At 52.6% G+C, this 13,321-nt stretch carries 12 protein-coding genes; 10 read left to right on the top strand and 2 right to left on the bottom strand.

The features are described 5' to 3' along the window. Nucleotide 1: 1 nt before the first annotated feature. Entirely contained in the window at nucleotides 2–1,522 is a 1,521-nt protein-coding gene (locus tag A6R74_RS16730) for an NCS1 family transporter (RefSeq protein ID WP_064235605.1), read from the bottom strand. 346 nt (nucleotides 1,523–1,868) lie between these two features. On the opposite strand from A6R74_RS16730, the gene A6R74_RS16725 reads away from it, so the two are divergent. From A6R74_RS16725 to A6R74_RS16700, 6 genes are all read left to right on the top strand, one after another. Continuing rightward, a complete protein-coding gene (locus A6R74_RS16725; RefSeq protein WP_205634198.1) occupies nucleotides 1,869–2,900 on the top strand; it encodes a GntR family transcriptional regulator in 1,032 nt (343 codons plus the stop codon). A 428-nt stretch (nucleotides 2,901–3,328) separates the two neighbouring features. Next, complete coding sequence (locus tag A6R74_RS16720; RefSeq protein WP_064235604.1) at nucleotides 3,329–4,210, top strand: polysaccharide deacetylase family protein; 882 nt, start codon at nucleotides 3,329–3,331, stop codon at nucleotides 4,208–4,210. Between the two features lie 55 nt (nucleotides 4,211–4,265). Continuing rightward, nucleotides 4,266–5,624 carry an MFS transporter gene (locus A6R74_RS16715; RefSeq protein WP_064235603.1) on the top strand — a complete coding sequence of 453 codons (1,359 nt, stop codon included), beginning with the start codon at nucleotides 4,266–4,268 and terminating at the stop codon, nucleotides 5,622–5,624. After that, complete coding sequence (locus A6R74_RS16710; RefSeq protein ID WP_064235602.1) at nucleotides 5,621–6,409, top strand: SDR family NAD(P)-dependent oxidoreductase; 789 nt, start codon at nucleotides 5,621–5,623, stop codon at nucleotides 6,407–6,409. The genes A6R74_RS16715 and A6R74_RS16710 overlap by 4 nt, the downstream gene beginning before the upstream one ends. 63 nt (nucleotides 6,410–6,472) lie before the next feature. After that, complete coding sequence (locus A6R74_RS16705; protein WP_064235601.1) at nucleotides 6,473–7,213, top strand: SDR family NAD(P)-dependent oxidoreductase; 741 nt, start codon at nucleotides 6,473–6,475, stop codon at nucleotides 7,211–7,213. An 18-nt stretch (nucleotides 7,214–7,231) separates the two neighbouring features. Further along, nucleotides 7,232–8,029 carry a hypothetical protein gene (locus tag A6R74_RS16700; RefSeq protein ID WP_064235600.1) on the top strand — a complete coding sequence of 266 codons (798 nt, stop codon included), beginning with the start codon at nucleotides 7,232–7,234 and terminating at the stop codon, nucleotides 8,027–8,029. Nucleotides 8,030–8,294: 265 nt separating this feature from the next. Here the strand turns inward: A6R74_RS16700 and A6R74_RS16695 are convergent, their stop codons facing one another. Continuing rightward, nucleotides 8,295–9,098, bottom strand: coding sequence for an amidohydrolase family protein (locus A6R74_RS16695; RefSeq protein WP_064235599.1), 804 nt, complete (start codon nucleotides 9,096–9,098; stop codon nucleotides 8,295–8,297). A 148-nt stretch (nucleotides 9,099–9,246) separates the two neighbouring features. On the opposite strand from A6R74_RS16695, the gene A6R74_RS16690 reads away from it, so the two are divergent. From A6R74_RS16690 to A6R74_RS16675, 4 genes are read left to right on the top strand one after another with little or no spacing between them, the layout of a single operon-like run. Next, nucleotides 9,247–10,005 (top strand): GntR family transcriptional regulator, encoded by a 759-nt coding sequence (locus tag A6R74_RS16690; RefSeq protein WP_064235598.1) that lies wholly within the window; start codon nucleotides 9,247–9,249, stop codon nucleotides 10,003–10,005. A gap of 56 nt (nucleotides 10,006–10,061) precedes the next feature. Next, on the top strand, nucleotides 10,062–11,024 hold the full coding sequence (locus tag A6R74_RS16685) for a Bug family tripartite tricarboxylate transporter substrate binding protein (RefSeq protein WP_064235597.1): 963 nt from the start codon (nucleotides 10,062–10,064) through the stop codon (nucleotides 11,022–11,024). A 28-nt stretch (nucleotides 11,025–11,052) separates the two neighbouring features. Then, nucleotides 11,053–11,502, top strand: coding sequence for a tripartite tricarboxylate transporter TctB family protein (locus A6R74_RS16680; RefSeq protein WP_240488254.1), 450 nt, complete (start codon nucleotides 11,053–11,055; stop codon nucleotides 11,500–11,502). A 15-nt stretch (nucleotides 11,503–11,517) separates the two neighbouring features. Then, complete coding sequence (locus tag A6R74_RS16675; protein ID WP_064235595.1) at nucleotides 11,518–13,002, top strand: tripartite tricarboxylate transporter permease; 1,485 nt, start codon at nucleotides 11,518–11,520, stop codon at nucleotides 13,000–13,002. The last annotated feature ends 319 nt before the right edge of the window (nucleotides 13,003–13,321 follow it).

The raw sequence follows: 13,321 nt of genomic DNA, 5'->3' as shown, positions 1-13,321 counted from the left end.
CTTAGCGATCTTCACGCTTAAGCGCAGAGGTCGGGATGTCATCGGTCGTCAGGCGCTCGAAGCGTTTCTGCTCGGTGTAGACCCAGTTCATGCCGACTGATGTCGCTAGAAAACGATCATCAAAATTGCTCGCTAGCTCTTCTTGAGGATAGCGACGCAGGATCCAGGTTTTCATCAGTATGACGTACACCACCAATGCGGTAATGAAGCCAACGGCATAGGCGTACTGTAGGAATATTAGCGCCATGACCCCGCCCACCAGCCAGGCGATAATGCCAGCGGGATTGAAACCATTGAAAAACCGGAACTGGCCTGCGGGATCGTATAGTGCGGGCACGTTAAGGCGACGGTGCCGCAAAATATAGTAATCCGCGACCATAATCCCACCGACAGCGGAGAGTACCGCGCCATAGTAGCTGAGGAAGGTAAACAAGTTGTTCAGAATCAACCAGGGCATGGAGGCGGTGCCGATGATACCGGCGATGACCAAGGCAACAGGGTAGCTAATACGCGGTGCCCCGGCATTGACGAAGGTAAGGGCGGCCGGAATCAAGTTGGCGGCATTGTTGGTAGACCACTGAGCCAGTATCACCATGACTAATAGCGCCACCATGGTTAAGCCACCGCCCTGGCCTTGAATAACGGTGACGGGGTTCCAGTCACCTGCCGCGATAAACGATACGCCACCAATCAACGCAATCCAGGCCTGGGTCGCCGGTAAGGCCAGAAACTGTGCGACGAAGACGTTGCGATTGCGGGCGAAGAAGCTGCGCTCTCCTCCCGGCGTGCGTAGGAAGCGGGTCAAGTTGGGAATATCTACCGCGAGTGCTGACCAAAACGCCATATTGGCGAAGAACAGCCCCAAAGGCACCACGTTTTGATCGCCAACAAAGGTCCATATATTGGTGCCGTTGGTTTCGGCTAACACGTTGAGGGTGAAGTACATCCATACGGAGATGGCGACGATGCAGGGGGCGGCGATTGATGCCAGTAATTCCACTGCGCGGATGCCGAGAGCGGTGTTGACGATCTGCACGACAGCAAAAAGCACATACCACACCATCCAATTATCAAACCCCCACAGGTACTCCACAATGCCGTTAAGGGCCAGAGCGCCGAGATATGTTTGTACGCCGAACCAAATAGCGGCGACTACCCCGCGGGAGACGGCAGGGAGGTGCGTGCCCTTAAGCCCAAAGGGAGCACGTAAATAAACGGCAAAGGAGAGGCCGTGTTCGGTACCAATATCCGCGGTTAGGCTCATCACGATGCCAAGCACAAGGTTGGCAAAGAAGATAATGGCCACGACTTGAATCAGTGGCAGGCCAGCCACCCCTCCAGCGCCGAGTTGGAAGGTGGCAATGATGACGGCCATCCCGATCCATAACCATATAAAACCAAAGAAACCGATCGTTCGCTGGTTCAGCCAGACGGGCAAGATAGAGGCTTCCAGCAAGTTCTGGTGGCTATTGTCTGATCCAGCCGATGTTGCCGGTGCGTTGATATCTTTTGTAGTTCCCATTGCATTGTTCCTCTGAATTATTGGTAGTCAGTTTTGGCGACAATGGCGTGATCATTTTTAAAATTATAAAATGTAGTATGGATACAAAAAACATTATTGCGCAAGCGGTGAGCGATAATTCTGTGGTGGAAATTTGTCTGTGTGGCTTTAATATTTTGTTTTAAAAGGGAAAAACTACATGAAAGCTTTGCGGGTGTCGGTTTGAGGGTGTTGGGCAGGCTATTGCCGGTTTTGCTCGGCTCAAAAGGCAGGGTGGGAGGTGTTAAGATATAACAATTTGCATGTATCTTTGCTTTGATGGCGACGGGTAGGCAGGAATTGGTAACAACTAGGGAAGGATAAGCTTGTGGAGGATGTGGTTCTGACCATTGACGATCGTTCTAACAGCATTCAGGAAGGGCAGGCTCCACGCTATGCCAAGATTCAAGAATCGTTACGTGATGCCATTCTGTCTCAGCGTTTGCCATCCAGCTTGGTGCTGCTTGAAGGGCCGCTGGCGAGGATGTATGGAACCAGCCGTGGGCCAGTGCGCAAGGCGCTTGAGCTGCTGCATCAAGAGGGGGTGATCAGTCGCTTTGAGGGGCGTGGTTTTTTGGCGACGTCCGAGCCTGAAACGGTCACGCCGGAGCGTCAGACGCTGACGCCGGAAATGCTGGGGTTAGCTGCTGACTATAAGTCCCAGATCGATGCTCGTCCGATCTCTGATCGTATATATGCCGAGGTGGAGGAGGCTGTTGCCACCTGCCTAGCCTTTGGTCACTTTCGGATCGTTGAGACCGCGCTTAGCGAATATTATGGCGTTAGCCGCACCGTTGCCAGGCAAGTACTGGGGCGCCTCCGTAATCAAAGGCTGGTGGAAAAAGATAATTACTCCCACTGGCTGGCGGGCCCCCTGACCGCCCAGGCAGTAGCTGAAGATTTCGAAATTCGCGCGCTGCTTGAACCGGCGGCGCTCAAGGCGTCAGGCCCACTGCTGGAGAAAGCTGAGTTAGAGGCTATGAAAGCAAGCACTCAGCGCTTGATTGACCATCCCGAACTGCAGAATGCCGCATCGATAACGGCCCTTGAGCAAGATTTGCATCAGCAGTGCCTGCGTCACTATCGAAACCGCAAAGCCTGCGAGATGATTGCCCAGAGCCAGCTGCCGGTGATCGTCAATCGCATGTTTTTTCAGACGGTTGGTGTGCCCCCGAACGAACCCCTTCTGAGGGAGCATCAGCTGGTGCTTGACCATCTATTGTTTGGTGCTTTCGATGCTGCCGCTTCAAGTTTGCAAGCACATCTCCAGGCTGCTGCCGAGCGTACTCGGCGCCGGTTAAAAGTTTTGTCCGTTTTTCCAGAGCCAGACCTCCCGCCTTATTTGCTCAAAATTTCTTGAGCCACCCTCTCCTAGGTCACTGCTGTCCTGTAAAGCGCTAGATACTTGCGATAGGGGCAGTATCTAGCGATTTGGAGCCTTTTCTTAAAATGTAACCCGGATTCATTGGTCAAAAAAACGCTCAATTTTGGGGCATTTAAATATTTTTCATCGCTTCTTTAAAGATGTGCTGCACCAAGCAGCCTAGGTCTTTGCGGCCAAAATTTATGAATTTATCCATTTAATAGCGCATTTTCCGTGTTTTTTAGCGATTTTTTGCTTTTTTGGTGCAGCGAGAAGTGGTGCGTTGAGCGTTCTTGGCAGTCGGTAATACGTTATTGACACAAATGACCTTTGTGTCCAATCTTCAATTTATGGTGTTTGGTGATAGGGGCCATTCACCTGCTTCAAACACACCATATCCAAGTACCAACAACGAGGTGTTCAAAATGGCTAAAAAAGAGATTCTCTGCGCATTTGGTGTTGACGTTGATGCCGTCGCTGGCTGGCTGGGGTCTTACGGTGGTGAGGACTCGCCCGACGATATTTCCCGCGGTTTGTTTGCTGGTGAAGTGGGGGCGCCGCGACTGCTAAAACTGTTTGATCGCTACAACCTGAAGACGACCTGGTTCATTCCCGGCCACAGCATTGAGACCTTCCCGGAGCAAATGAAGGCCGTTGTTGATGCCGGTCACGAGGTTGGCGTTCATGGCTATAGTCACGAAAACCCTATCGCTATGACGCGAGAGCAGGAGCGGGACGTACTGGACTACAACATTGATTTGGTCACTAAGCTATCCGGTAAGCGACCAACAGGTTATGTGGCCCCGTGGTGGGAGTTTAGCCCGGTCACCAATGAGCTTTTACTTGAGCGTGGTATCAAGTACGACCACAGCTTAATGCACAATGACTTCCACCCTTATTACGTTCGCGTTGGCGACTCCTGGACCAAGATCGATTACTCCAAGCCTGCGAAGGAGTGGATGAAGCCGCTGGTTCGCGGCGAGGAAACCGATTTGATTGAGATTCCTGCCAACTGGTATCTCGATGACCTCCCACCAATGATGTTTATCAAAAAGTCGCCCAACAGCCATGGTTTTGTCAGCCCGCGTCATCTGGGTGAAATGTGGCAAGACCAGTTTGATTGGGTCTACCGCGAGAACGACTACGCGGTGTTTACCATGACCATTCACCCTGATGTTTCGGGCCGCCCTCAAGTGCTGATGATGCTTGAGCGTCTGATTGAATATATGCAGAGCCACGAGGGCGTGCGCTTCTGTACCTTCGATGAGATCGCCGATGACTTCGCTAAGCGCAGCCCACGCAGCTAATGCCGATAAGCATTACTGATAATACAAAACGATAATTGAAAAGAGGGTGAAGTCGATGGCTGAGCCAAATTCAAATACCACTGCCGAGGCAAGTCAGCATGCTGATGAGCCCTGGAATGTTGTCATCACCAAAAAGCAGATCGGCTATGCCTCGCTGGTTTGCTTTATTGCCTGGGTAGCGTCGGTCTACGACTACACCTTGTTTGGAACATTGCTTCCTGTCATTGCTGAGGATTTTGGTTGGAGTGCGGCTAAAGCCACGGCCATTAACACCTTTGCGACGATAGGCGTATTTTTGGTTTCGCTGGTCGTCGGCTTCATGCTTGACCGTTATGGCCGCAAGAAAACGCTGATTTTACTGGTGATCGGTGGGGCAGTGAGTTCTGGGCTATCGGGTGTCGCCATGGGGGCGGCTTCGATGGTGATTATTCGCGCTTTCTCTGGCTTTGCGGTTTCAGAAGAGGTGGTAAACGCCGTTTATCTCAATGAGATCTATAAGAAGGCCAAGGGGCGTGGCTTCATGTACAGCCTGGTACAGAGTGGCTGGCCCGTGGGTGCTCTACTCGCAGCAGGTATGACCTCACTGTTATTGCCCGTAGTGGGCTGGCGCGGCAGCTTCTTTGTCGCTGCTTGTGCCTCGATTATTGTTATCGTTATGGCGGTTAAGTTGCCTGAATCTCCAGTGTTTGCGGCTATTAAAGAAGTAGAACGTCGTCGTAAGGCTGGAGACGTAGCAGGCGCCGCAAAGTTGGCTGCTGAGCAAGATATTGAGGTCGACACTGGAAATAATCAGGGCCTAAAGGGCGTTTTCTCACCAGAATTGCGCCGTCATACCATCTCGCTATCGTTGGTCTGGCTATTCAGCTGGATGGCCATTCAAGTCTTTGCGGTGCTGGGCACTACAGTATTAGTTGAAGCGAAAGGGGTTAGTTTTGAAAACTCTCTTTACGTATTGATTCTGGCTAACGCAGTGGGTTTTGTAGGCTACCTGAGCCATGGCTGGATGGGGGATCGTGTTGGTCGCCGCAACACCGTTTTAGTTGGGTTCCTGCTGGGCGGTTTGGCCAGCATCGTTATGTTGCTTGGCCCAGCTAATGACAGCTTTATCTACATGATGTACGCCATAACGCTGTTTTTCCTGCTTGGCCCTTTCGCTGCCATCTTGTTCTATATGGGCGAATCTTTCCCCGCGCACGTTCGTGGCACGGGTACTAACGTGGCTCACGTAATGGCCCCGGTAGGCGCGATTATTGGCTCCGGCTTGGTTTCCATACTGCTGACGATTGGCGTCAGTATGATTTGGGCAGCGATTTTAGCGGGCTCTTTGCCTTTAGTTCTCAGTGGCTTGCTGATGTTCGGTACGCGCCATGTGGATCATCTTGAAAATGACCCTATTGAGGAGGCTTTAGCATGAGCGTATTAACCCGCGACGATGGCTTGGCAGGCAAGGTGGCTATCATTTCAGGTGCCGCTAGTGGCATTGGCCAAGCCCTTGCTGTCAGCTATGCCAAGGCTGGCGTTAAGGTAGTGGCAGGCTACTACCCGAACGATCCCCACGATGTCGAGGAAACGGTTTCCGCTGTAAAAGCCATTGGCGGCGAGTGTGTGGCGGTTGCATTAGACGTTAGAGATGCTAACCAATGCGATCACTTTGCGCAGACGGCCATCGACACCTTTGGTGCCCTACACATCGTTGTGGCCGGAGCAGGCATTCTACGCCAGGCACCACTAGAGGAGCTTACCGATCAAGCATGGGACGACATGCTGTCAGTCGACTTGACGGGCGTAATGAGGGTGTTCCGTAGCGCTTCCAAATTAATGCAGAAAGGCGGCGCTATGGTGGCTATTTCGTCTATCGCCGGTGGCGTGTATGGATGGGATAACCACGCCCATTATGCGGCAGCCAAAAGTGGCTTAGTAGGATTAGTAAAGTCCCTGGCAGTTGAGCTAGCCCCCCGAGGTATTCGTGTTAATACCCTGATTCCAGGTCTGATCGAGACGCCTCAGTCGCTGGATCCGGTTAATTCGCTGGGGCCTGACGGCTTAGCGGCAGCCGGTAAGTCAATTCCTTTAGGGCGTGTGGGGTATGCCGATGAAGCCGCTCGTGCTGCACGTTTTCTGAGCAGTGACGATGCAGCTTACGTAACGGGCCAGCAACTGGTGGTCGATGGCGGCTTGACCGTGCGTTGGCCGAGCTAATCATCTGCCTATGAAGCGAGGAGACATCCTCGCTTCTTTTATTTAATAAGCTGAGTGATCCTTATGTCTAAAAAACTTCAGGGACAAGTTGCGCTTGTCGTGGGCGGCGCTAGCGGTATCGGCCGGGCTATTGCGGAGTGTTTTCATGCAGAAGGCGCCACCGTTGCCTTGGCCGATCTCAATCGTGATGCATGTGAAGAGATAGCCGTATTGCTCGGAGGCAGTGCAACGCATCATCGTGTCGATGTCGCTGATGAAGATTCTGTTCAGTTAATGGTGGATGAGGTGATCAATCATCACCAGGCCATTAATGTGCTGGTCAATTGCGCGGGCATCCTGGATGAAACGCCTTTCTTGGAAATGTCTTCTGAGACGTTTGATCGAATGATCAGTATTAATCTGCGCGGTACCTTCTTAGTGGGCCGCTACGTTGCCGAGCAGATGGTGAAACAAAAAAGCGGTCGGATCATCAATATTTCCTCCCAGCTAGCACTCAAAGGAGGCGTGGGCTTATCTCACTACTGCTCCGCGAAGGCGGGGCTATTGGGGCTTACTAAGTCGATGGCGAGAGAGTTAGCACCCTATGGGATTCTTACCAACGCCATCGCACCAGGGCCTATCCTAACGCCGATGTTAGAAGGGCTTAGTAAAGAGTGGGTTGCCAATAAAGAAGCCGAACTCCCGCTAGGTCGGTTTGGTAAAGCGGAAGAAGTTGCGCCCACGGCGCTTATGCTTGCGGCCTCACCCGATGGCGACCTCTACCTTGGGCAGACGCTGGGGCCTAACAGCGGCGACGTCATGTAGCGGGCTGAGAATATACCCATGCTAAGCCTTATTTTTGTAAAGTGGTTTTCCACTACGCTGGTGGTGATCTGCGTATCGCTTGCAGCCGTTCGCCTGGGCCCCAAGATCGGAGGTGTTTTGGCAGGGACGCCAATAGTCCTGGGCCCTGGCTTCTTTTTTATGATTCGTGAGCAGTCCGACCCGTTCGTCGCTGATGCGGCACTGGGCTCGTTGCATGCTATGTTGGCGACGTTGATATTCTGTCTTAGCTACGTGCTGCTTGCTAAGCGACGGGGTGCTGTTGTCAGTGTTGCTTGCTCTGCACTTATTTGGGTCCTTGCCGCAGCAATAGCGGATCAACTGCCAGGAGGCGTTTTCTTAGCGTTGGCGCTTTTTGGCGTAACGTTACTGTTTTCGCGGGTTTACATTAATTCAATCGGGCTTTCTTCCAAAGCCATTTCGGCGCCCGTACGCTGGGGTGACTTGCTCATTCGCGGTGTATTAGCGGGAGCCGTCGTCTGCTTGGCGACAATTCTGTTGGTTAATTTCGATCCCGCTATCTCGGGTATTGTGCTGAGTTTCCCCATCGGCATGTTAACGATAGCGTTGACGCTTCATCAGCGATATGGCGTTGAAATAGCCCGCGTCACGTTAGCCAATACGCAGCTTGGGATGCTCAGCTTGGTAGCGTTTAGTGCTGTGTTGAGTGCAAGTGTAGAGTTCTTGCCTTCCAGTTTTGCCTTTTGGTTTTCACTGTTTTTATCTCTTTTAGTTAGCACTTTTCTGTGGCTTTTAAGCAGGCTGGAGAGTGGTCGAAAAGTTGTTTGCAAGCCCTGAATCGCGTCGCTTTTCGTAGTCACTTTACAGCAATATGCTAAAATTTTAGGTTATTCGCCACTCAGTGTGGAGTTATCTCCGCTAGGTAGATAACTAAACCTGTGCTCGGACTCAGGCCTTACAATAGTGTTGCGCTTGGAGCTTAAGACCGCCTTGCACCCTGAAACACGAAACAGCTAATGAATATTAAATCCACATGACGTGACGAAGAGCCTTATTAATTCATATGAATTCAGCCTTATTTTATTGTTTTCTTATCCCACCTCTATCGAGTCTCGAACTTAAACAATGATCGAGGGCTGATATCACGAATATGTTGGCGATCATCAGCATCGCTAATCCAGTGATTGAGCCATCCGTAAGTGTCGAGGTAAGTATGCTTCTCTTCATGGCGTGTCCACGGCCAGTCACTGCCCCACACCAATCTATCGCGCCCAAGATGATGTAACAGAGCTTGAACATGCGGCTTTAGGTCGGCCACCGGTGAGCGATAGGGAGCCGAGAGCTTCACCCAGGTTCGTTCTGCCTGCCCGGCCTCAAGTATCAGACGACAGCCTGGATCTTGCATCGGCACGGCTTCGACGGGTAGACCAATATGATCGATGACTAACTTCACGCCATGCTCGTGCAACGCTGGAAAAATTTCAGGCAGCCGGTTGCCTTCCAGGTGCAGCTCAAGATGCCAGTCCATGGCTTTAAGATGATCCAGAAAGTCTATCCATTGAGGATCCTTGAGGTTGGGCAATTCGCTTCGCCCCTCGATGAGATTCCACCTCACCCCCACAATACCAGCAGCATCAAGCGCGGCTATTTCCTCAAGCGTTGTCTCCTTGGCTAGCTGAGCGACGCCGCGATATGAGTGATCCAACTTGGCAAGAATTTCAAGCAGTTGCCGATTGTCATTGCCCAGAAAGCTCGGTTGCACCAATACGCCACCGCTTAATTGGCAGCTGGCGAGATGTTCTTGCCAATCCACAAGCGGCGCAGGACGCGAGGGGCTGTAGTTTGACCCTTGGACGTTGTTAACAGGCCCGTAAACATGAGCATGACAATCAAAACCTGCTTTCACTTTTGGCACCTCATAACGTTATACCTGGATATTTCGCATCGGCTAGCTTGTTATACATAAGTCTAGTTCTCTAGAGAACTGGTTGACTAGAAGTATACACGGGTCTTCAATGACCTCAAGAAATCAAAGATAACCATTGGGTGACCCTATGCAATCCAGATTCACTGCTGATACGGACGGAAGATTACCTCTGTATGCCAAACTCCGCGATCAATTAGGGTCAAGGATCGCCAATGGGGAGTGGAAACCAGGCGACATGATCCCCTCGGAGAACCGTTTGGCCGAAGAGTATGGCGTTGCTTTGGCCACCATGCGGATGGCTCTGAAGCAGTTGGTCGATGAGGGGCTGTTGGATCGTCGGCGCGGCACTGGGACTTTCGTTAAGCAACCTGCTTTCCGAGCCGACCTGTTTCGCTTCTTCCATGTTCATGACGTGGACGATCCCGATATCCCCGTCATTCCAGAAAGCCGAATTCTTAGCTGCCAGGAAGTCCCTCTTCCCCCTGAGGTACAGAAAGCCTTTGGGGCAGACTCGGCCAGCCATTGCATAAAACTGGAGCGCGTTCGTCTCTGGTCAGGCGAACCGATGTTGTTTGAAGAGGTTTACCTACGCCTACCCGATTTCGAAGAGCTCTTGTCGTTAAACCTAAAAACGATGGGCCCTTTGTTATATCCCGTATTTCTGGAGAAATTCGGGATTTTAATCTCGTCGGCCACCGACGAGCTGTCGTTCGGCATTGCTACCGAGACTAGCGCCAAGCAATTGGAGCTAGCGTCAGAAGCACCGGTCGCTGTCATCCAGCGTATTGCCCGCAATCCCGCAGGAAGAGTCATCGAGTTTCGCCGCGTACACGGACGGCCTGAGCGGTTCCGTTACCGTGTCACCCTCGGCGATCAACCCGCATGAGACCACTCCTGATGCACGCCTTAACATCCTGAACTTCCAAAGAAAGGTATCTAACAATGAAAACATTACAACTTACGTCTGTTGTTGCTCTGTCAGCGTTGACCGCTCTGCCTGTTATGGCTGATAGCTACCCTGATCGCCCCATCGAAATTGTCGTACCGGCACCCGCTGGCGGCGGCACTGACAACGTGGCACGCATGCTTAACCAGTACCTTCAGGAGGAGTTAGGAGAGTCACTGGCCGTGTTGAATATCGCCGGTGGAGGTGGTGCTATTGGAGTGAACCAGATTGCCCGTGCCAGGCCCGATGGCTACACACTGCTCTCTACCTGGAATAGCCCTATTACCACCGTGCCGCACATGCAGCGTGTTCAGTACTCTTACGAGACTTTGACCCCCATCACTAGCACTTCTCAGAGTGCCTACACCATGTGTGTCGCGCCAGACTTCCCCGCTGAAACGGGTGAGGAGTTTCTAGCCGAGCTACAACGCAACCCCGGTCAGTACACCTATGGCAACGACGGTGTCGGGGGAACCATGCGCTTGGCGGCAGAGCGTATTTTCGCAGCCACGGACATTGAAGCACGCCCCATTCCGTTCGGCGGCGCCGGTGAGACGCTGCAAAACTTCCTTGGGGGCCATGTAGATATTTACGGTGGCTCTATCACGCCGGTGCTCCCCTATGTAGAGGACGGTAAGGCCAAGTGTCTGCTCGTGACCTCAGCCGACGATAACGAGGCCCTCCCCCAAGCATCAGGCCTTGCAGCACTGGGCCATCCTGAGCTGGAAACCGTATTGTGGCGCATGATGCTGGCACCCGAGGGTATGGATGAGCAGCGCGTTAATGTCATCGCCGACGCCGTTGCAAGAGCGGTAGAGCATCCCGAGTTCCAAGCATTCCTGGCTGCGCAAGGTGAAACACTCAACCTTGTACGTGGTGAGGAGCTTCGTGCGCGTCTGCAGCAGGAAACCGAAGCGATTGGCGAGACACTCGACAAGCTTGGTCTTAAGAAAAACTAATCCATGCTGATTGGACGGTAATTTGCTCATGAATTTCAGAGATATTATCTCTGGCGTCGCCTTCCTCATCCTTGGCTGTACGGTGGTCTGGGTGGGGAATGGCTTTGATGCCGGCGCAGCTTACGTACCTATGGGGGTAGGCATGCTGATGTGCCTTTTCTCACTCCCTTTAATCTTCAAAGGCGTTAGGCAGACGCTGGGAGCAAGTGAATCGAGCAGTATCGCCACCCCCTTAATCGATCACCCCGGGCGCTTTATGGCGACAGTCGCTTGTTGCCTGATCTATTACCTGGCCATGCCAACGGTGGGTTTCTACTCCACTAGCACGCTGTTCATCATATTACTGGCGCTGGTGCTCGGTGAAAGGCGCCCCAGCGTGGTTATAGGTATTACGGTGGGCTTCATCATCCTGTTATACGGGTTGTTTGCGATCGTGCTGAAACGCCCCTTGCCCGTCGAATTTTTCCTGGTTTCCTAAATAGGGTGACACGCTATGTTTGATTCCCTGTTCAACGCACTACCCGTGGCCCTGCAGTTTGGTTCCCTGGTCAGTCTGTTAGTGGGTACGCTGGTGGGTATCTTGATCGGTGCCTTACCGGGGCTTAACCCGGTGATGGCCATCGCTCTGATGCTTCCCCTGACCTATGGCTTTGATCCTGTGATCGCTTTAGGGTTGGTGGCAGGTATCTACAATGGCTCGATGTACGGTGGCGCCATTCCGGCCATCTTACTAAAAATCCCGGGAACGCCAGCTGCCATCGCGACGACATTCGATGGTTACCCCATGACACGCAATGGGCAGGGCGGGCTGGCCCTCAAGACGGCGTGCTGGTCGTCAGCCGTTGGGGGAATGGTCAGCGCTGTAGCGCTAATGACGCTAGCGCCTCTGTTGGCACAGGTCACTCTCGCTTTTGGGCCCACCGAGTATTTTTGGGTGGCCGTGTTCGGTCTGGTAAGCATCGCCGTGTTGGTGGGCAGTGATATCAGCAAGGGCATGCTCAGCGCTCTATTTGGCATCATCATCGGCCTTGTAGGCGTTGATACCATCAGTGGAGCGGAACGCTATACGTTCGATTCGCTTTATCTAAGCGGGGGCTTCGACCTGATCATCGTACTCATCGGCCTCTACGCGATTCCGCCAGTGCTGGAAATGGCCGAGAAACGCAACGCCACCTATTACGATGAAGCTAGCTTCAAAGTCGATGCGACTGGGAATGCACTGACATTGATACGTCAGCACTGGCGCACGTGGACGCGCTCATCACTGATAGGCGTCAGTGTGGGCATTTTGCCAGGTGCTGGCGGCAATCTGGCGGCTTTGCTGAGTTATAACGAAGCGAAGCGCAAATCCGCTAACCCTGACTCTTTCGGTACTGGCAACCCGGTGGGGGTTGCCGCAGCGGAATCAGGCAACAGTGCCGACAATGCTTCGGCGATGATTCCTTCCTTAACGCTAGGGATTCCGGGCAATTTAGTCGCTGCACTGGTGCTCGGTGCGCTGATGATTCATGGACTTCAGCCCGGGCCCCAGCTGTTTACGAAGTCGCCTGATGTGGTCTTCGGCTTTATGTGGCAAATGCTGCTAACAGCGATGCTACTCCTATTACTGGGCGGCATGGTGGCTACCCGCCTGTTCGCGCAGGTGTTGCGCATGCCTACCGCTTTATTGGTTCCCACAACCTTAGTGCTAATGGCGGTGGGGGTTTATACCGTCAAAGGGAACATGATGGATCTGTATGTCATGTTAGGGTTTGGGTTGCTCGGCTATTTACTCCATCGACTCGCCTTCCCCCTTGCTCCCGTAGTGCTGGGAGTGCTGTTAGGGCCAATGGCGGAACAAAATCTACGCTTGGCAATGTTGCTCTCTCAAGACGACGTGAGCTCCCTATTCGTTCGACCTATCTCGCAGGGGATTATCGCGCTACTGTTATTGGTCGTATTTTCACAGGTTTGGAAAATGTTACGGAAAGGTCGTTAGGATTAACAGCGCTATAAAAGCAACCTCATTATATTGCCGAATAGAATGGATAGCGGTCAGGCGGCACTCCCGTGTGACTGTCGGTACCGGCCAGGAACGTTTTTTTGAACCGTTCCTGGATTCCTAGAGGTTCCAAACCTTGAGGGGATGAAGCTAATCGATATTCCCCTGAAGTCCGCCAGTGGACGGTACGCATGGCTTTCGACCATGAAGCTGACTATCCCTCTCAGTGCCTCGGTGAACCGGTAGGGTGCCCTTATGTCTCTATCCATAAGCATCACTTTCTGCCTGCTGCCTGGCCTTGTATCCGTGCCCACCT

Source organism: Halomonas sp. ALS9 (assembly GCF_001651035.1).
In the GTDB taxonomy this organism is placed as follows: Bacteria; Pseudomonadota; Gammaproteobacteria; order Pseudomonadales; family Halomonadaceae; genus Vreelandella.
Note: the sequence above shows the minus strand (reverse complement) of the source record. Positions and strands in the feature narration are given on the sequence as shown.